The organism is Streptomyces sp. NBC_00080 (genome assembly GCF_045041255.1).
GTDB lineage: Bacteria > Actinomycetota > Actinomycetes > Streptomycetales > Streptomycetaceae > Streptomyces > Streptomyces coriariae.
Genome location: NZ_CP108235.1, coordinates 3,975,581 through 3,993,566, shown reverse-complemented (window position 1 = coordinate 3,993,566; position 17,986 = coordinate 3,975,581). Strand labels below are relative to the sequence as shown.

Sequence of the window (17,986 nt, the reverse complement as noted above, 5' to 3'; positions counted from 1 at the left end):
TCCTCAGCCGACGACCGTCCAGGTGTCGCCGCCCGCCAGCAGCGCCCCCAGGTCACCCTTGCCGTGCTGCTCGATCGCCGCGTCCAGCTGGTCCGCCAGCTGGGTGTCGTAGACCTGCCGTTCGAACGAGCGCAGCACACCGATGGGCGTGTGGTGCAGGGTGTCCGGGTCGGCCAGCCGGGACAGCGCGAAGGCGGTGGTCGGGGACGCGGCGTGCGCGTCGTGGACCAGCACGTCCGCCTCGTTCTCCGGGGTCACCGTGACGACCCGCAGGTCGCCGCTCGCCGGATCGCGCACGACGCCCCGCGCGCGGTCCGCCCCGAACCGGATCGGCTGGCCGTGCTCGAGCCGGATCACCGCCTCCTCGGCGGACTTCCGGTCCTTCAGCGCCTCGAACGCGCCGTCGTTGAAGATGTTGCAGTTCTGGTAGATCTCGACCAGCGCCGTCCCGGGGTGGGCGGCCGCCTGGCGCAGCACCTCCGTCAGATGCTTGCGGTCGGAGTCGATGGTCCGCGCCACGAACGACGCCTCCGCGCCGAGCGCCAGCGAGACCGGGTTGAAGGGCGCGTCCAGTGAGCCCATCGGCGTCGACTTCGTGATCTTGCCGATCTCCGAGGTGGGCGAGTACTGGCCCTTGGTGAGCCCGTAGATCCGGTTGTTGAACAGCAGGATCTTCAGGTTCACGTTCCGCCGCAGGGCGTGGATCAGATGGTTGCCGCCGATGGACAGCGCGTCGCCGTCGCCCGTGACCACCCACACGCTCAGATCCCGCCGGGAGGCGGCGAGGCCGGTCGCGATGGCCGGCGCCCGCCCGTGGATGGAGTGCATGCCGTACGTGTTCATGTAGTACGGGAAGCGCGACGAGCAGCCGATGCCCGACACGAAGACGATGTTCTCCTTGGCCAGCCCCAGCTCCGGCATGAAGCCCTGGACGGCGGCCAGGATCGCGTAGTCGCCGCAGCCGGGGCACCAGCGCACTTCCTGATCGGACTTGAAGTCCTTCATGGACTGCCGGGCCACGGCCTTGGGGACGAGCGAGAGCGCCTCGATCGTGCCCGTGCCTTCCGTCGAGGTCTCAGCCATCGATGGCCTCCTTGAGCGTCGCGGCAAGCTGCTCCGCCTTGAACGGCATGCCGTTGACCTGGTTGTACGAACGGGCGTCGACCAGGTACTTCGCCCGTACGAGAGTGGCGAGCTGGCCGAGGTTCATCTCGGGGATGACGACCTTGTCGTAGCGCTCCAGCACGGCGCCCAGGTTGCGCGGGAACGGGTTCAGATGCCGCAGATGGGCCTGCGCGACAGCCTCACCGGCGGTGCGCAGCCGCCGGACCGCGGCGGTGATCGGCCCGTAGGTGGACCCCCAGCCCAGCACCAGGGTGTTCGCCTCGTGCGGGTCGTCGACCTCGAGGTCGGGGACGTCGATGCCGTCGATCTTGGCCTGCCGGACGCGGACCATGAACTCGTGGTTGGCCGGGGCGTAGGAGATGTTCCCGGTCCCGTCCTCCTTCTCGATCCCGCCGATGCGGTGCTCGAGCCCCGGCGTGCCCGGGACCGCCCACGGCCGGGCCAGCGTCTGCGGGTCGCGCTTGTACGGCCAGAAGACCTCACCGCCGTCGTCCAGGGTGTGGTTGGGCCCCTGGGCGAACTGCACGGCCAGGTCCGGGAGCTCGTCCAGCTCCGGGATCCGCCAGGGCTCGGAGCCGTTGGCCAGGTAGCCGTCGGACAGGAGCATCACCGGCGTGCGGTAGGTGAGCGCGATCCGGGCCGCCTCCAGGGCCGCGTCGAAACAGTCGGCGGGGGTGCGGGGCGCGACGATCGGCACCGGCGCCTCGCCGTTGCGCCCGAACATGGCCTGCAGCAGGTCGGCCTGCTCGGTCTTGGTCGGCAGGCCGGTCGACGGCCCGCCCCGCTGGATGTCCACGATCAGCAGTGGCAGCTCCATCGAGACCGCGAGCCCGATGGTCTCGCTCTTCAGCGCCACCCCGGGCCCCGAGGTGGTGGTGACGGCGAGGGACCCGCCGAAGGCCGCCCCCAGTGCCGCGCCGATGCCCGCGATCTCGTCCTCGGCCTGGAACGTCCGCACGCCGAAGTTCTTGTGCTTGCTGAGCTCGTGCAGGATGTCGGAGGCCGGCGTGATCGGGTACGACCCGAGGAACAGCGGCAGGTCGGCCTGCCGGGACGCGCTGATCAGCCCGTATGCCAGGGCGAGATTCCCGGAGATGTTCCGGTAGGTGCCGACGGGGAACGCCTTCGCGGCCGGGGCGACCTCATAACTGACGGCGAAGTCCTCGGTCGTCTCGCCGAAGTTCCACCCGGCACGGAAAGCGGTGAGGTTGGCGGCCGCGATGTCGGGCTTCTTCGCGAACTTCGACTTCAGGAACTTCTCGGTGCCCTCGGTGGGCCGGTGGTACATCCATGACAAGAGGCCGAGCGCGAACATGTTCTTGCTGCGCTCGGCCTCTTTGCGGGTGAGGTCGAATTCCTTGAGTGCCTCGACGGTCAGAGTGGTCAGCGGGACCGGGTGGAGCTGGTAACCGTCGAGGGATCCATCCTCCAGCGGCGAGGCCGCGTACCCCACCTTCTGCATCGCCCGTTTGGTGAACTCGTCCGTGTTGACGATGATCTCCGCGCCGCGCGGCACATCGCCGATGTTGGCCTTCAGCGCCGCCGGATTCATGGCGACCAGCACATTGGGCGCATCACCCGGAGTGAGGATGTCGTGGTCGGCGAAATGCAGCTGGAACGAGGAGACGCCGGGGAGGGTGCCGGCGGGCGCGCGGATCTCGGCGGGGAAGTTCGGCAGGGTGGAGAGGTCGTTGCCGAACGACGCGGTCTCCGAGGTGAAGCGGTCGCCGGTGAGCTGCATACCGTCACCCGAGTCGCCCGCGAACCTGATGATCACCCGGTCGAGACGACGGACGTCCTTCGTCCCACCCGGTTTGCGCTGCTCTCCCACGACGGTCCCGTCGGCTCCGTCGGTCCCGTCGTCCTGTTCCGCTGGGCTGCTGACCTGACTGGTCACTGAACTGGACCTCCCTCGAGGTGGCTGTCCCGGAGGGCCTTCTCGAAGGCCATCCACGGATCAACCCTACGTCTGTAAGGGTCGCCTTACCTCGGCCATTCGTATGACGGTCGTTGTCCCGAGACGGCCCGGCACCCCCGCTTTTCATGATTTCCCGCCGCCCGGCGCGAATCCGGTAGACGCTCCGGATCACACCACGGTTCTCCACCACCTGTTCGTCGCCTCCACCGAGTTCCCCCGCTCGACGAAAGGCACAGTGCCACTTCGCTAGGAATTGAGATAGGTGAGGACCGCCAGTACGCGTCGGTGATCCCCGTCACTCGGCGACAGACCGAGCTTCAGGAAGATGTTGCTGACATGCTTCTCCACGGCCCCGTCGCTGACGACCAGCTGCCGGGCGATCGCGGAGTTCGTCCGCCCCTCGGCCATCAGCCCCAGGACCTCCCGCTCCCGCGGGGTGAGCCCGGCCAGCACATCCTGCTTCCGGCTCCGCCCGAGCAGCTGCGCGACGACCTCCGGATCGAGGGCGGTACCGCCCTGCGCGACCCGCACCACGGCGTCCACGAACTCCCGCACCTCGGCCACGCGATCCTTGAGCAGATACCCGACCCCGCGACTGGAACCGGCCAGCAGTTCGGTGGCGTACCTCTCCTCCACGTACTGCGACAACACCAGCACCCCGAGCCCCGGATGCGTCTTGCGTAGCTGTACGGCGGCCCGCACCCCTTCGTCGGTGTGGGTCGGCGGCATCCGCACGTCCGCGACGACGACATCGGGCAACGCGCCCTCGTCGCCGAGCTCCGTGATCGTCTTGACCAGAGCGTCCGCATCCCCGACCCCGGCCACCACCTCATGCCCCCGGTCGGTCAGCAACCGGGTCAGCCCCTCCCTCAGCAGCACCGAATCCTCGGCGATGACCACCCGCACCCTGTCCTCCACGATCCTCGGCCCCCCAGCCGTCCACCCCGTTGGTAGAACCAGTCAAGCATTCCAGCAACGGGCCCGTCTGTACCCGCCGAGGAGCCCGACCACGACGAGGACGGCGCGAATCAGGCCTTGACCCACCCGGTTTCGGCCTCGGAACGAGCCACCGGGCGAATCAGCGCGAGCGACGACACCAGCCCACCCAAGCGCAACCCGGTCGGGCGAACACGAACACGAGGCCCGTCCACCCCCGGCATCAGGCACCGGGCAACTCGAACCCTGCGACGCGAGATGCCTGGGCTGGGGGCTGGGGGCTGGGGGCTGGGGGCTGACGGCTGGGGGCTGGGGGTCCGTGGGTCTGGTCCGGGGGCCTGGGGTCCGGGGCACGGGCCGGGGAGGCGTGGCCCGGGGTCCGGGTCGGGGGGAGGCTGGGCCCCGGGGGTCTGGGGGCGGTAGCCCCCAGGGTGGGAAGGGCAGGGGCGGCGGGGGCGAAGGAGCCCGCCCCTCAGGCCGCGTTCCCGCGCCAGGGCAGCTCCGCGGTCACCCGGGTGGGCCCGCCCGTCGGCGAATCGACCACCAGAATCCCGTCCACCGCGTCCAGCCGCCCCGCGAGCCCGGCCAACCCCGACCCACCGCCGGAGGCATCCGCTCCGCCCACCCCGTCGTCCACCACCTGCAGCATCAACCGATCCTCCACCCGCCACACATCGACCGAGGCCGACCGCGCCCCACTGTGCTTGCTGATGTTCTGAAGCAGCTCCGAGACGGTGAAGTACGCGATCCCCTCGATCGCCGGCGCCGGCCGCTCCACCAGATCCACATCCACCCGCACCGGCACCGTGCACCGCGACGCCACCGCCGACAGCGCCGCGTCCAGCCCCCGGTCCGTCAGCACCGCCGGATGGATCCCGCGCGCCAGGTCCCGCAGTTCCTGCAACGCCGTCTTCACCTCGCCGTGCGCCTCGTCCACCATCCGCGCCGCCTCCCGCGGATCCTCCCGCAGCTTCTCCTTCGCCAACCCCAGATCCATCGCGAGCGCCACCAGCCGGGCCTGTGCCCCGTCGTGCAGATCGCGCTCGATGCGCCGCAGATCGGCGGACGCCGTGTCCACCACGACCCCCCGGTCGGACTCCAGCTCCACCACCCGCGCCCCCAGCGACGACGGTCCGAGCAGCCCGTGCACCAGCAGCCGGTCCACCGTCGTCAGTGCCCGGACGATCCACGGCGTGGCCAGCGTGATCAACAGTCCCACCAGCGCCGTCACCGTGATCTCGAACGGGTTGTCGAGGTAGACGCTGTGCTGCTCGTCGCCGTACAGCTGAAGCCCGCCCTGACCGCCGTACATGGGGAAGACCCAGAACCACAGCGGATACGTCAGCATGGTCCAGCCGAACGACCACACGGTCAGCGCGACGCAGAAGGAGAACACCGCCCACGGGAACTGCACCACCGCATACAGCGCCTGCCGCCACGACGTTCCGCTCTTGAGGACGGCCGCCATCCAGGCCATCGCGCCCTTGCCCCGAGGCCGCAACGGCTCGGGATCGGCGACCTCCAGGCCGAGCAGCCCGCGCGCCCGGGCCCGTTCCAGCGCTCCGAAGCCCCGGCCCGCGGCCAGTCCCGCCGCCAGCACCGGAATGCCGAGGAACGTCACCAGCAGGCCGGCCCCCAGCGACAGCATCGTGATCGTGAAGGTGAACAGCACGATGCCGATCGGCAGGCCGAGCAGGACATAGACGAGTTCGCGCCAGTGGCGCGCCGTGAGCGGCTCACGCAGTCCCGTCGGCAACAGGTGTCGGCGCCCGCCGTCGCGGTGCCCGTACCCCGGGTCGTACTGGTCATGGCGCCCGTACCGCCCGTACTGCCCGTACTGGTCAGGCTCCCCGTACTGCCCGTACTGCGTGGCCATCGGCGTCGTCCGTTCTACTCGTCCTGCTCGTCGCGCAGTTGTCGATCCGTACCTCCCACCCTGCTCGGCGGCGAGCGCGTGGACCATGGAGTCCGTCGGCGTCTTGGAAGGGGGGTTTTCCCTACCTCCCACGGCCGCCACCTCCCACACCCCGCGAACCACCCTGCCCGCCCCGTCCACCGTCCGCTGTGCCGACTATCCGTTCTGTCCGCGATTGCGCCACGGCAACTCCGCGGTCACCGTCGTGGGGCCACCCACCGGCGACTCCACGATGAACAGCCCGTCGACGGCGTCCAGCCGCTCGGCCAGTCCCCGCATCCCCGACCCGCCGTCGAGCCGCGCCCCGCCCCGGCCGTCGTCCCACACCTGGATGAGCAGCCGGTCGTCGGTCCGCCACACGTCGACCGAGGCCGACCGCGCCGCGCTGTGCTTGCTGACGTTCTGGAGCAGCTCGGAGACGGTGAAGTAGGCGATGCCCTCGATGGCCTGCGCCGGTCGGGACGTCAGGTCGGCGGTCACCTTCACCGGCACCGTGCAGCGCGAGGCCACGGAGGACAGCGCCGCGTCCAGCCCCCGGTCGGTCAGGACGGCCGGATGGATCCCGCGTGCCAGGTCCCGCAGCTCCTGGAGCGCGAGCTTCACCTCGCCGTGCGCCTCCTCCACCATCGCCGCCACGACATCGTCGGCCTGCCCCTCCAGCAGCTTCTCCTTCGCCAGGCCCAGCCCCATCGCCAGGTTGACCAGCCGGGCCTGCGCCCCGTCGTGCAGGTCACGCTCGATGCGCCGCAGATCGGCGGCCGCCGTGTCGACCACGACACCCCGGTCCGACTCCAGCTCCGCGATCCGCCGCTCCAGCTCGTCGGAGGGGGACAGCAGGGCCCGCACCATCGCCCGGTCCGCGTTGGTCAGCCCGCGCACCACGAACGGCAGCACCGGCCACAGCACGAACAGCGAGGGAACGACCACGCTGAACGTCAGGACTCCCCAGGGCAGCCGGATGAGGTCGTACAGCACCGTGCGCCAGGCCACCGGGTCCTTCAGCAGCAGCCACAACCGCTGGAAGAGCCCGCCCGCCCTGCGCAGCGGCAGCGGGCTCGGCTCGTCGATGCGCACCCCGAGCAGGAGACGCGCGCGACCCCGTTCGAACCGGCCCAGCAGCCGCGCCCCGGCCAGCCCGAGCGCGAGCAGCGGGAACCCGATCACGGTGACCGTCATCGCGGCGCCGGTGACGATCACCGTCATCACATAGGTGAACCCGATCAACGACATCGGCAGATTCGTCAGAAGGTGCGCGATCTCCTTCCACGTCTGCGGGTCGTAGGCGAGACGGGCCGGAGGCAGACGCCCGGCGTCCTGCCCGGCCGTACCGGGCACAACGGTCGTGAGGGGAGCGGCTCTCGGGTGGGAGCCGCCCGGCTGAAAGCCCTCCGGGTGGGAACCCTCCATGTCGGAGCGGTTCGGGTCGGAGGCGGATCGGCTGGCGGAAGCGGTCATATGGGCTAGCCTGCCGCGCCGCAGGGCACCGCGCCATGAGGTCTGCTGCCTTCCTCGGCCGGGGGAAAACCCCCGCCCCGCAAGACGAGGCATGACGGGCTGCTTACCGTCCCTTTATCAGGGCCTAGACTCCCGTGCGTACAGATCGTCGAACGGGCCTGTCGTCGAAGAGACTGAGGTCAGGGAGCGAGGGACGGGCGTGCGGGAACGGACCGTCGATGTCGCGGCGGAATTCGCGGCGGACTACTTCCAGTCCTACTCCGTCGTCGGGCTGCTCGCCGTCGTCGGCGTGCTGTTCGTCGCCGTGGCGTTCGGCGCCGGGCGGCTGTTGCGCCCGGTGGTACCCACCCCGGAGAAGCTCCTGACGTACGAGTGCGGTGTCGACCCCGTGGGCGAGGGCTGGGCCCACACCCAGGTCCGCTACTACGTCTACGCCTTCCTCTACGTGATCTTCGCCGTCGACTCGATCTTCCTCTTCCCCTGGGCGACGGTCTTCGCGGCCCCCGGCTACGGCGCGGCCACGCTCGTGGAGATGTTCATCTTCCTCGGCTTCCTGGCCGTGGGCCTGCTGTACGCCTACAAGAAGGGCGTCCTGACATGGACGTGACGCCGAAAGTGAATGCCCCGGAACAACCGGAGCACCCGGAACAACCGCAAGGGTCGGAGCACCCGGAGCACCCGGAGCAGTCGGAACAGGTGCTCTCGGAACCCGTACCGCTGCCGGAGCCGAAGCGCCTGGGCACCCTGGCCCGCCTGGCCCCGGAGCCGATGAAGGTGATCCTGAACTGGGGCCGCCGCTACTCGCTCTGGGTCTTCAACTTCGGCCTGGCCTGCTGCGCGATCGAATTCATCGCCGCGTCGATGGCCCGCCACGACTTCATCCGCCTCGGTGTCATCCCCTTCGCGCCGGGCCCCCGTCAGGCCGACCTGATGGTCGTCTCCGGCACCGTCACGGACAAGATGGCCCCGGCCGTGAAGCGTCTCTACGAGCAGATGCCCGAGCCGAAGTACGTCATCTCCTTCGGCGCGTGCAGCAACTGCGGCGGCCCCTACTGGGACTCGTACTCGGTGACGAAGGGCGTCGACCAGATCATCCCGGTGGACGTGTACGTGCCGGGCTGCCCGCCGCGCCCGGAGGCGCTTCTCCAGGGCATCCTCAAGCTCCAGGAGAAGATCGCCAGGGAGTCCCTGCACGAGCGCTACGGCCCGACCCCGTCCCGTCCGGCCGTCTCCCGCCCCTCGCCGGCCGCCCTTCAGAGCGGCTTGGTGCGGCCCCCGGCCGCCGAGTCCCCCGCCGCGCCGTCGGGGGAGGGCCGATGACCACCATCGGCTGGCTCCCGGCCCCCGCCGACGAGCTCTTCGGCCCGCAGGCCACGGCCGAGGAGTCGTACGACCTCCTGACGGTCGACGTCCCTCCCTCATCCTGGACCGACGCCCTGCGCGTAGCCCGCGACCGCCTGACCTGCACCTACTTCGACTGGCTGAGCGCGGTCGACGAACCGGGCACGGGCTTCCGCGTCTCGGCGCACGTGGTGGCCCTGTCCCCGGTGCGTCGCCTGCTGCTGCGCACGACGGTCCCGCACGAGGCACCGACCCTCGCCTCCGCCGTCGACGTATACGCCGGCGCGGCCTGGCACGAACGCGAGACGCACGAGATGTTCGGCGTCACCTTCGCGGGCCACCCCGCCCTGAACCACCTCCTCCTCCCGGAGACCTTCGAAGGCCACCCCCTGCGCAAGGACTTCGTCCTGGCCGCCCGCGTCGCCAAGGCCTGGCCCGGCGCGAAGGAGCCCGGAGAGTCCGAGCACGGCGGCCCCAAGCGCCGGCAGATGCTCCCCCCAGGCGTCCCCGACCCCAACGAATGGGGCCCCCTGAAGGGCCAGCTCCCGCCCGCCCCGGCCCGCCCGGCCCGAGCGGCGGCGGGACGAGCGGCAGGCGACCGCCCGGTCCGCCGCGCCCGCACGGCATCGGACGGCTCAGCGACCCAGCCGACCCCCCCGACCCCACCAACCTCACCGGCTCCTCCGGCCCCCTCGGCTCCCGCGGTTTCTTCGACCCCCTCGGCTCCGGCGACTCCCTCGGGTCCGGCGACTCCGGCGGCGCCTGCCGGACCCCGCCGCGCCCGAAGCGCGAGCGCGGGCTCGGCGTCACAACGGGCAGGTGCCACGGAGTCCCCGGGTGCCGCGGGAACCGAGCCCGCCGCGCCGACGGAACCGACGGCCCCCGAGTCGCCCCCGCAACCCCCGGCAGGACCGCGCCGCACGCGCAGCGCCTCCCAGGGCTCGGCGTCCCAGCACACCCAGCCCCCGACGACACCCCCCGACACCGCCGCCCGCCCCTCCACGGCCCCCCGCAGCTCCGACGCCCCGTGGCACCACGCCCGCCCAGCGTTCGACGAGCCACAGCAGACCCCAGAGCCAAGCGAGCAACAGGAACCGAGGGGCGAGCAGAACCCCGAACCGGACCGAGCTTCGGCACCGGCACCGGGCCGGGAGCCGGCGTCGGGACGCGAGACGCAGCCAGGCCGCGAGACGGAGATGGGTCAGGCGCCGAAGTCGGGACGCGAGTCGAAGTCGGGCCAGGAGCCGGAACCAGACCGGACGCCGGCCCCGGAGCCCGATCAGAAGCCGGAGCCGACGCAGGACCCGGACCCGGATCACAAGAGGGGGTCGGCTCAGGCCCCGGAGTCGGCTCAGGACCCGGAGCCCGGCTCAGAGCCCGGCCCGGAGCCGAGGTCGGCCGGCCCTGAGCAGGCGGCCCCGGGGACGGCCGCGCCCAAGCAGCCCGACCCCGACGAGAAGCCCTCGCCCGCCCGAGGCACGCCCGCCCGTACCGACGGCACGGAATCCCCCGCCCCCGAGGACCCCACAGGAGGCCCGCAGTGAACGACGCTCTCGACGTCGCCCTGCGACTCCTGGTCGTCTTCGTCGTCTTCCTCACCTTCCCCCTGATCGTCGGTCAGACCGAGCACAAGGTGATGGCCCATATGCAGGGCCGCCTGGGGCCGATGTACGCGGGCGGCTTCCACGGCTGGGCCCAGCTCGTCGCGGACGGCGTCAAGTTCGTACAGAAGGAGGACATCGTCCCCGCGGGCGCGGACCGCCGTATCTTCCAGCTCGCGCCGGCCGTAGCCCTCCTTCCGTATCTCCTGGTCCTCCTCGCCATCCCCATCGGCCCGGGCGAAGGCGCCGTCGGCCAGGTCGTGGACGCCGGCATCTTCTTCGTGCTCGCGGTGATGGGCGTCGGCGTGCTCGGCTCCCTCATGGCCGGCTGGGCCAGTGCCAACAAGTTCTCCCTTCTCGGCGGCCTGCGCACCGCCGCCCAGCTCCTCGCCTACGAACTCCCGATGCTGCTCACCGCCGCCTCGGTGGCGATGGCGGCCGGCACGGTGTCCCTGCCCGGCATCGTCGACGCCTTCCAGTGGTGGTGGCTGCCCTGGCAGATCACCGGCGCCATCGTCTTCTTCGTCGCCGGTCTCGCCGAACTGCAGCGGCCTCCGTTCGACATGCCCGTCGCCGACTCGGAGATCATCTTCGGTGCGTACACCGAGTACACCGGCCTGCGCTTCGCCCTCTTCCTCCTCGCCGAGTACGCCGGAATCGTCGTCCTGTGCGGTCTGACCACCGTCCTCTTCCTGGGCGGCTGGCACGGCCCCTGGGGCGCCGACGGCCTCGGCTGGGTCTGGACCCTCCTCAAGGCCGCCGTCCTCGCCTTCGTCGTGATCTGGCTCCGCGTCACCTACCCCCGCCTGCGCGAGGACCAGCTTCAGAAGCTCTCCTGGACCCTCCTCGTCCCTCTCTCCCTCGCCCAGATCGCCCTCACCGGCATCGTCAAGGTGGTGATCCGGTAATGGCCCCCATCCCCGGCAGTGGCCTCGCCAAGGGCCTGGCCGTCACCCTCCGCACGATGACGCGGAAGACCGTCACCGAGCAGTACCCGGACGCCCAGCCCGAACTCCCGCCCCGCACCCGTGGCGTCATCGGCCTGTTCGAGGAGAACTGCACGGTCTGCATGCTCTGCGCCCGTGAGTGCCCCGACTGGTGCATCTACATCGACTCCCACAAGGAGACGGTCCCGCCCGCCGCCCCGGGCGGCCGCGAGCGCAGTCGCAACGTCCTCGACCGCTTCGCCATCGACTTCTCCCTGTGCATGTACTGCGGTATCTGCATCGAGGTCTGTCCTTTCGACGCCCTGTTCTGGTCCCCGGAGTTCGAGTACGCCGAGACCGACATCCACGAACTCACCCACGAACGCGACAAGCTCCGCGAGTGGATGTGGACCGTCCCTGCCCCACCCGCCCTCGACCCCGCCGCCGAGGAGCCGAAGGAGCTCGCGGCCGCCCGCAAGGCGGCCGAGAAGCTGGCGGCGGCCCAGGCCGCGTCGAACACCCCCCAGCCACCCGAGCCGAACGCACCCCAGGGAGGAGAATCGTGACCCTCGCTCAGGCACACCACGGCTTTCTCTCCCCGACCGGCGTCGAGATCGCCTTCCTGCTCGTCGGACTGGTCACCTTCGGCGCTGCCCTCGTCACCGTGATCACCAAGCAACTGGTGCACGCCGCCCTGTGGCTCGTGGTCGCCCTCGGCGGCCTCGCCGTCGAGTACCTCCTGCTCACCGCCGAGTTCATCGCCTGGGTGCAGGTCCTCATCTACGTCGGTTCCGTCGTCGTACTCCTCCTTTTCGGTCTGATGCTCACCAAGGCCCCCATCGGCCACTCCCCGGACGCGGACTCCGGCAACCGCTGGGCCGCTCTCACGGTGGCCGTCGCCGCGGCCGCCGCGCTCGTCTGGGTGGTCGTCGACGCCTTCCGCGCCACCTGGATCGATCTGGACGGTCCGGCCGCCGGCTCCACCGAGGTCACCGGCGCGAGCCTGTTCCAGAACTGGGTCCTGCCCTTCGAGGCCCTCTCCGTCCTTCTCCTCGCGGCACTGGTCGGCGCGATCGTCCTGTCCCGCAGGGCGAAGGCGGAGTCGAGCTCTCACCCTGTGAACTCCCGGAGCGTCACCAGGAGTTCCCGATCCATCACGGAGAGTTCTCTTTCTGTTCCGGACGCCGAGAACCCGGCCGAGCAGGAAGGCACCCGCTGATGCACCTCGCCTATCCCGCCGTCCTGTCCGCCCTTCTCTTCTGCACCGGCCTGTACGGCGTCCTCGCCCGCCGCAACGCGATCCTCGTCCTGATGTCCGTCGAGCTGATGCTCAACGCCGTCAACCTCAACCTGGTCGCCTTCGACGTCTGGCTCAGCAGGACCGCCGAGGAGACCCTGCACTCCGGTCAGGCCCTGACCCTGTTCACCATCGCCATCGCCGCCGCCGAGATCGGCATCGGCCTGGCGATCGTCCTCGCCGTCCACCGCAACCGAGGCACCGCGGACATCGACCGTCTCCGCGACACCGCCGAAGGCCACGAGAGCCCCGAGCCCGACGGCCCCGACAGCGACACCGCCGCGACCGGAACGGCCGCCGAGAAGGCTGAGGCCACCGCGTGACCACGACCACCCTCGCCGTCCTCGTCCCCCTCCTCCCGTTCCTGGGCGCGGCCGCCGGACTGCTCCTGGGCCGCACCGCTCCCGGCTTCGTGCGACCGCTCGCCGTCCTGCCGACCCTCGCCGCGCTCGTACTGGCCGCGATCGTCGCCGTACGCCAGGGCGGCGACGCCTCCGTCACCGCGGCGACCGAACTGACCCCCACCGGCTCGATCCCGATCGAACTGGCGCTGTACATCGACGGCTTCGCCGCCCTCGTCGCCGTCGTGGTCGGCCTCGTCGCCACCTGCGTGCAGATCTACTCGACCGGCTACCTGCGCGAGGACCCGCGCTACCCCTCGTACGCCGCGCTCGTCTCCCTCTTCACCTCCGCGATGTTCCTGGTCGTCTACTCCGGCGACCTGATCGTGCTGCTGGTCGGCTGGGAAGTCATGGGCATCTGCTCCTACTTCCTGGTCGGCCACTACTGGGAGACCCCGGAAGCCCGCGCCGCCTCCATCAAGGCCTTCCTCGTCACCAAACTCGGCGACGTCCCCTTCCTCATCGGCCTGTTCGCCCTCGCCACCGACGCCGGGTCCTTCCGGATCACGAAGGTCCTCGCCACCGTCGCCCACGGCGGACTCGACCACCCGACGCTCGTCGCCCTGCTGCTCCTCGCGGGCGTGGCCGGCAAGTCCGCGCAGTTCCCCCTGCACACCTGGCTCCCGGACGCGATGGCCGGCCCCACCCCCGTCTCCGCGCTGATCCACGCCGCGACGATGGTCGCCGCCGGCGTCTACTTCATCGCCCGTCTCCTCCCGGTCTTCGAGGCGTCCTCGGCCGCGATGGTGACCCTCGCCGTGATGGCCGCCATCACCATGGTCGGCTCGGGCCTGGCCGCCCTCGCCCAGGACGACATCAAGCGCGTCCTCGCCTATTCGACGATCGGCCAGCTCGGCTACATGACCGGCGCCCTCGCCGTCGGCGACCGCGGTGCCGCCGTCTTCCACCTCCTCTCGCACGGCGCGTTCAAGGCGCTGCTCTTCCTCGCGGCCGGTGTGATCATCCACGCCGCCGGCACCAACTCGCTGGCCGCCATGTCCCGCATGAGCCACCTGCGCGACCGCGTCCCCGACGCCTACTGGACGATGACCGTGGCGCTTCTCGCGCTCGCCGCGATCCCGCCGTTCAGCGGTTTCTTCTCCAAGGAGTCGGTGCTCGGCGCCGCCGAGCACATCACCGCGGGCCACACCGAGCACGCGCCCGGCGCCGCGGGCTGGACCGTCCTCGTCGCCGGCCTGCTCACCGCCCTCCTCACGGCGGCCTACGCGACCCGCCTGTGGCTGCTGACCTTCCACGGCCGGGGCGCCGAGGCCCCCGACCACGGCCGCCAGCCACTGACCATGACCGTGGTGCTGTGGGTCCTGGCCGTCCCGTCCCTGGCCCTCGGCGGGCTCGCCTACCGCACCCTCCCCGACTGGTTCGACGGCAACGACCTCGCCCCGACCCTCACCACGTCCGTCCTGGGCACGGGTGTGGCCCTGGCCGGCGGACTCGTCACCTACGCCGCCTGGCGCCATCTCGCCGGACTCGCCGCCCGCGTCCCCCTGGGCGCGGTCGCCGCCCACCCCGAGGGCGACGCGGGACTCGTCGAGGCCGAGGCGATCGCGACGCACGCGCCGACCTACGGAGACGTGGCCTCCGCCCCCGACCCGGCGGACCCCGGACGGCTCCTGCTCGGCCCGCTGCACCACCACGCGGCCGTCGGATTCCACCTCGACGCCGTGTACCGGGCGCTGTTCGTCCGCCCGGTCCAGGCCGGCGCGAGTCTCGTCCGGTTCCTCGACCGCGAGGTCGTCGACACCTACGTACGTGGCGCGGGCGCCCTGCCCCGCTGGCTGGGGGCCGCCGTACGGCGCGCCCAGACCGGCAACGTCCAGACCTATGTGAGCGCGCTGCTCGCCGGCACCGTCGTCCTGGCGGTCGCCGCCCTTCTCGTCGCTTCGGGAGCGTGAGCGGGCGTGATCGATATCAACGAGTCCGTGATGCAGTTCCTTCTGGTATTCATCGTGGTCGGCCCGCTTCTCGGCGCCGCCGCCGCTCTTCTGCCGGCTCCGCCCGGGCTGAAGGGGAAGTCACCCGAGCAGGCCGTGCTGCGCCACGGCATGACCGTGACCGGCGCGATCCTCATCGCCGCGATCGTCCTCGCGCTCGGCTTCGACCACGACCATCCGTCGAAGATGCAGGCCACCACGGACATCAGCTGGATCCCCGCACTCGACGTGCGCATCCACCTCGGCATCGACGGCATCTCCCTCCCCCTGCTGGTCCTGACCGCGCTGCTGACCTTCCTCTGCGCGGTGTACTCCTACTTCAAGCGGCAACAGCAGCCGCCGGCGCATCCGACCGCGGACCCGTCCCCGAAAGCCTTCGTCGCGCTCGTGCTCGTCCTGGAGTCCGGCACGCTCGCGGCCTTCGCCGTCCTCGACCTGCTGCTGTTCTTCCTCGCCTTCGAGATGGTTCTCGTCCCGATGTACTTCCTCATCGCCCGCTGGGGCGGCGCGGGCCGGACCCAGGCCGCCTGGAAGTTCATCCTGTTCACCCTGCTCGGATCCGTGGTCATGCTGCTCGGCCTGCTCCTGATCGGAATCAACGCGGGCACCTTCGACATGGTGGCACTCGCCACTGACAACGGCCGGTCGCTGACCACATCCGTGCAGGTCATCGCCGTTCTCGCGATCGGGATCGGGCTCGCCGTCAAGACTCCGATGTGGCCGCTGCACAGCTGGCTGCCCGACGCCCACACCGCCGCCCCGACCGTCGGTTCGGTCCTGCTGGCGGGAGTGCTGCTGAAAATGGGCACGTACGGGTTCGTCCGGATCCTGCTGCCCGTCGCGCCGGACGGCTTCCGCACCTTCGCGCCCTACCTCGCGGCCTTCGCCGTCGTCGGGATCATCTACGGATCCCTGGCCTGCCTGGCCCTCGCCAAGCGGGGCGCGAAGGGCGACCTCAAACGTCTCATCGCCTACTCCTCCGTCGGTCACATGGGTTTCGTCCTGCTCGGCATCGCGACCATGACCCCGACCGGCGTGAACGGCGCCCTGTTCGCCAACATCGCCCACGGCCTCATCACCGGCCTCCTCTTCTTCCTGGTCGGAGCGCTGAAGGACCGCACCGGCACCACCGATCTGGACACCCTCGCCGAGCAGACCGGCGCCGCGCTGTACGGCAGGACGCCCCGCCTCGGCGGCCTCCTCGCCTTCGCCGCCGTCGCCTCCCTCGGTCTGCCGGGCCTCGCCGGCTTCTGGGGCGAGATGCTGGCCCTGTTCGGCGCCTTCAACCCCGCCGACGACCTCAGCCGGCCCGCCTTCCTCACCTTCATGGCGATCGCCGCGTTCGGCACCCTGCTGACGGCCGCGTACCTGCTCGTCGTGGTCCGCCGCGTCTGCATGGGCGTCGTCCCGCAGGACGCTCCGCGCCTCGCCGACGTGCAGACCTACGAGTTCGCGGCCTGGGCCCCGCTCGTCGCCCTCACCGTCGTCGCCGGCCTGTGGCCGAAGGCCCTCCTCGGGCTGACCGACCCGGCCGTGCAACAGCTCCTCGCAGGAGGCACCCGATGAGCGCCCTGGCCCAGCCCGTGTTCCAGCCCCTGGCCGAGTCGGTGGTCCAGTCCGTCGACTGGCTGGCCATCGCGCCGCCCACCCTCGCGGCGGTCGTCGCTTTGGTCGTCCTCGTCGCCGACCTCTTCGTCGGCGACGCCCGCAAGCCGCTCCTCGGCTGGCTGTCGGTCGCGGGACTCGCCGCCGCCACGGCCCTCCTCCTGCCCCTCCTGGACGGCGACCGCTCCACCTTCTGCCTGACCGGCGACACACGCGTGTGCAGCTACACGGCAGACCGCTTCACCCTCGTCATCCAGTTCCTGGTGCTCGGGGGAGCGCTGCTGGCGGCCCTGCTGTCGGTCACCGCCCTGAAGGACGCGCGCGGGCGACTTCCCGAAGGCGAGTTCTGGTTCCTGCTGCTGTCCTCCGCCGCCGGAGCCGCCCTGCTGCCCGCCTCCCGCGACCTCGCCACCCTCGTCGTCGCCCTGGAGGTCGCCTCCCTGCCCGCCTTCGCGCTGGTCGGCATCCGGCACGGCGACCGCCGGTCCTCGGAAGCGGCCCTGAAGTTCTTCCTGTCGTCCGTCACCGCGACCACCGTCAGCCTCCTGGGCATCAGCTTCGTGTACGCGACGACCGGAACCCTCTACCTCACCCAGGTCGCCGACCGCATCCAGCACGTCGACGGCCGGCTGGACACCCTGGCCCAGACCGGCGTGGTCCTCACCCTGATCGGCTTCGCCTTCAAGACGGCCGCCGTCCCCTTCCACTTCTGGGTCCCCGACACCTACGTCGGCGCCCCGCTGCCCATCGCCGCCTACCTGTCGGTCGTCGGCAAGGCGGTCGGCTTCTCCGGCCTCATCCTCGTCACCGTCATCGGCTTCCCCTCGTACGCCGACGTCTGGGGCCCCGCACTGGCCGTGCTGGCCGCCCTCACCATGACCGTCGGCAACGTCGGCGCCCTCCGTCAGCAAGCCACGCGCGCGTACAGCGCCGTACGCCTGCTCGCCTGGTCCTCCGTGGGCCAGGCCGGTTACCTCCTCGTACCGATCGCCGCCGCCGCGTACTCCGACGACGCCGAGCACGCCATCGGCTCCACCGTCGCCTACGCCCTCATGTACGCCGCCGTGAACCTGGGCGCCTTCGCGGTGGCCGCCCTCGTGGGCCGTACCAGCGCGACGAACCGGATCACGGACTACCGGGGCCTCTACGCCAAGCACCCGGCAGCAGCCCTGCTCCTGGCCTTCTTCCTGCTCTGCCTCGCCGGACTGCCGCCGGGCATCATCGGCCTCTTCGCGAAGGTCACCGTGTTCTCGGCAGCCGTCGACGCGGGCCTCGGCTGGCTCGCGGTCGTCATGGCCGTCAACGTGGTGATCGCCCTGTACTACTACCTCCAGTGGACGGCGCTGCTCTTCCGCGCCCCCGAAGGCGAGCCCGAGAAGCACCGCGTCCCCGCCCCGCTCACCGCCGCGATCACCCTCACCGCGGCCCTCGGCATCGCCCTCTCCGGAGCACCCCAACTGGTTCTGCGCTTCACCGACACCGGCCTCTTCTGAGACCGCACGCGCGCGTACGCC

15 protein-coding genes are annotated in these 17,986 nt (G+C 71.0%); 10 read left to right on the top strand and 5 right to left on the bottom strand.

Annotated elements, in window-relative coordinates; genetic code table 11:
• Nucleotides 1-3 precede the first annotated feature (3 nt).
• The 5 genes from OHU34_RS17670 to OHU34_RS17650 all read right to left on the bottom strand — a co-directional run bounded on the left by OHU34_RS17670 (nt 4) and on the right by OHU34_RS17650 (nt 7,349).
• Nucleotides 4-1,083 carry a 2-oxoacid:ferredoxin oxidoreductase subunit beta gene (locus tag OHU34_RS17670; protein WP_142265690.1) on the bottom strand — a complete coding sequence of 360 codons (1,080 nt, stop codon included), beginning with the start codon at nt 1,081-1,083 and terminating at the stop codon, nt 4-6.
• The gene (locus tag OHU34_RS17665) at nt 1,076-3,022 is read right to left on the bottom strand and encodes a 2-oxoacid:acceptor oxidoreductase subunit alpha (protein WP_405767139.1); all 1,947 of its coding nucleotides are present in this window, start codon (nt 3,020-3,022) and stop codon (nt 1,076-1,078) included. The genes OHU34_RS17670 and OHU34_RS17665 overlap by 8 nt, the downstream gene beginning before the upstream one ends.
• 267 nt (nt 3,023-3,289) lie before the next feature.
• Nucleotides 3,290-3,961, bottom strand: a complete 672-nt coding sequence (locus tag OHU34_RS17660; protein WP_405767136.1) for a LuxR C-terminal-related transcriptional regulator — start codon at nt 3,959-3,961, stop codon at nt 3,290-3,292.
• 490 nt (nt 3,962-4,451) lie between these two features.
• On the bottom strand, nt 4,452-5,855 hold the full coding sequence (locus OHU34_RS17655) for a sensor histidine kinase (RefSeq protein ID WP_405767134.1): 1,404 nt from the start codon (nt 5,853-5,855) through the stop codon (nt 4,452-4,454).
• 195 nt (nt 5,856-6,050) lie between these two features.
• Nucleotides 6,051-7,349, bottom strand: a complete 1,299-nt coding sequence (locus tag OHU34_RS17650) for a sensor histidine kinase (RefSeq protein ID WP_405767131.1) — start codon at nt 7,347-7,349, stop codon at nt 6,051-6,053.
• Between the two features lie 199 nt (nt 7,350-7,548).
• Between OHU34_RS17650 and OHU34_RS17645 the strand changes: the two genes are divergently transcribed.
• Genes OHU34_RS17645 through OHU34_RS17600 form a run of 10 tightly spaced genes read left to right on the top strand, consistent with a single transcriptional unit; the run spans nt 7,549 to nt 17,965 of the window.
• A complete protein-coding gene (locus OHU34_RS17645; RefSeq protein ID WP_020130187.1) occupies nt 7,549-7,956 on the top strand; it encodes an NADH-quinone oxidoreductase subunit A in 408 nt (135 codons plus the stop codon).
• The gene (locus OHU34_RS17640) at nt 7,947-8,669 is read left to right on the top strand and encodes an NADH-quinone oxidoreductase subunit B (RefSeq protein ID WP_235034549.1); all 723 of its coding nucleotides are present in this window, start codon (nt 7,947-7,949) and stop codon (nt 8,667-8,669) included. The genes OHU34_RS17645 and OHU34_RS17640 overlap by 10 nt, the downstream gene beginning before the upstream one ends.
• Nucleotides 8,666-10,234 carry an NADH-quinone oxidoreductase subunit C gene (locus tag OHU34_RS17635; RefSeq protein WP_405767127.1) on the top strand — a complete coding sequence of 523 codons (1,569 nt, stop codon included), beginning with the start codon at nt 8,666-8,668 and terminating at the stop codon, nt 10,232-10,234. Before OHU34_RS17640 ends, OHU34_RS17635 begins: the two co-directional genes overlap by 4 nt.
• Nucleotides 10,231-11,199: a complex I subunit 1 family protein gene (locus OHU34_RS17630; RefSeq protein ID WP_142265696.1), complete on the top strand. Its 969-nt coding sequence runs from the start codon at nt 10,231-10,233 to the stop codon at nt 11,197-11,199. Before OHU34_RS17635 ends, OHU34_RS17630 begins: the two co-directional genes overlap by 4 nt.
• Nucleotides 11,199-11,783, top strand: coding sequence for an NADH-quinone oxidoreductase subunit I (locus OHU34_RS17625; RefSeq protein WP_020130191.1), 585 nt, complete (start codon nt 11,199-11,201; stop codon nt 11,781-11,783). The genes OHU34_RS17630 and OHU34_RS17625 overlap by 1 nt, the downstream gene beginning before the upstream one ends.
• Nucleotides 11,780-12,436, top strand: coding sequence for an NADH-quinone oxidoreductase subunit J (locus OHU34_RS17620; protein ID WP_405767124.1), 657 nt, complete (start codon nt 11,780-11,782; stop codon nt 12,434-12,436). Before OHU34_RS17625 ends, OHU34_RS17620 begins: the two co-directional genes overlap by 4 nt.
• Complete coding sequence (gene nuoK, locus OHU34_RS17615) at nt 12,436-12,837, top strand: NADH-quinone oxidoreductase subunit NuoK (protein ID WP_142265698.1); 402 nt, start codon at nt 12,436-12,438, stop codon at nt 12,835-12,837. Before OHU34_RS17620 ends, nuoK begins: the two co-directional genes overlap by 1 nt.
• The gene (locus OHU34_RS17610; protein WP_405767120.1) at nt 12,834-14,828 is read left to right on the top strand and encodes an NADH-quinone oxidoreductase subunit L; all 1,995 of its coding nucleotides are present in this window, start codon (nt 12,834-12,836) and stop codon (nt 14,826-14,828) included. Before nuoK ends, OHU34_RS17610 begins: the two co-directional genes overlap by 4 nt.
• A gap of 6 nt (nt 14,829-14,834) precedes the next feature.
• Nucleotides 14,835-16,433 carry a NuoM family protein gene (locus tag OHU34_RS17605; protein WP_405767117.1) on the top strand — a complete coding sequence of 533 codons (1,599 nt, stop codon included), beginning with the start codon at nt 14,835-14,837 and terminating at the stop codon, nt 16,431-16,433.
• On the top strand, nt 16,430-17,965 hold the full coding sequence (locus tag OHU34_RS17600; RefSeq protein WP_405767115.1) for an NADH-quinone oxidoreductase subunit N: 1,536 nt from the start codon (nt 16,430-16,432) through the stop codon (nt 17,963-17,965). Before OHU34_RS17605 ends, OHU34_RS17600 begins: the two co-directional genes overlap by 4 nt.
• Nucleotides 17,966-17,986: the final 21 nt, after the last annotated feature.

What these genes read in the sequence shown, in the direction of transcription:
- OHU34_RS17670 (WP_142265690.1), bottom strand. Translation starts at nt 1,083, where the DNA reads ATGGCTGAGACCTCGACGGAAGGCACGGGCACGATCGAGGCGCTCTCG.
- OHU34_RS17655 (WP_405767134.1), bottom strand. Translation starts at nt 5,855, where the DNA reads ATGGCCACGCAGTACGGGCAGTACGGGGAGCCTGACCAGTACGGGCAG.
- OHU34_RS17650 (WP_405767131.1), bottom strand. Translation starts at nt 7,349, where the DNA reads ATGACCGCTTCCGCCAGCCGATCCGCCTCCGACCCGAACCGCTCCGAC.
- OHU34_RS17640 (WP_235034549.1), top strand. Translation starts at nt 7,947, where the DNA reads ATGGACGTGACGCCGAAAGTGAATGCCCCGGAACAACCGGAGCACCCG.
- OHU34_RS17635 (WP_405767127.1), top strand. Translation starts at nt 8,666, where the DNA reads ATGACCACCATCGGCTGGCTCCCGGCCCCCGCCGACGAGCTCTTCGGC.
- OHU34_RS17625 (WP_020130191.1), top strand. Translation starts at nt 11,199, where the DNA reads ATGGCCCCCATCCCCGGCAGTGGCCTCGCCAAGGGCCTGGCCGTCACC.
- nuoK (WP_142265698.1), top strand. Translation starts at nt 12,436, where the DNA reads ATGCACCTCGCCTATCCCGCCGTCCTGTCCGCCCTTCTCTTCTGCACC.
- OHU34_RS17600 (WP_405767115.1), top strand. Translation starts at nt 16,430, where the DNA reads ATGAGCGCCCTGGCCCAGCCCGTGTTCCAGCCCCTGGCCGAGTCGGTG.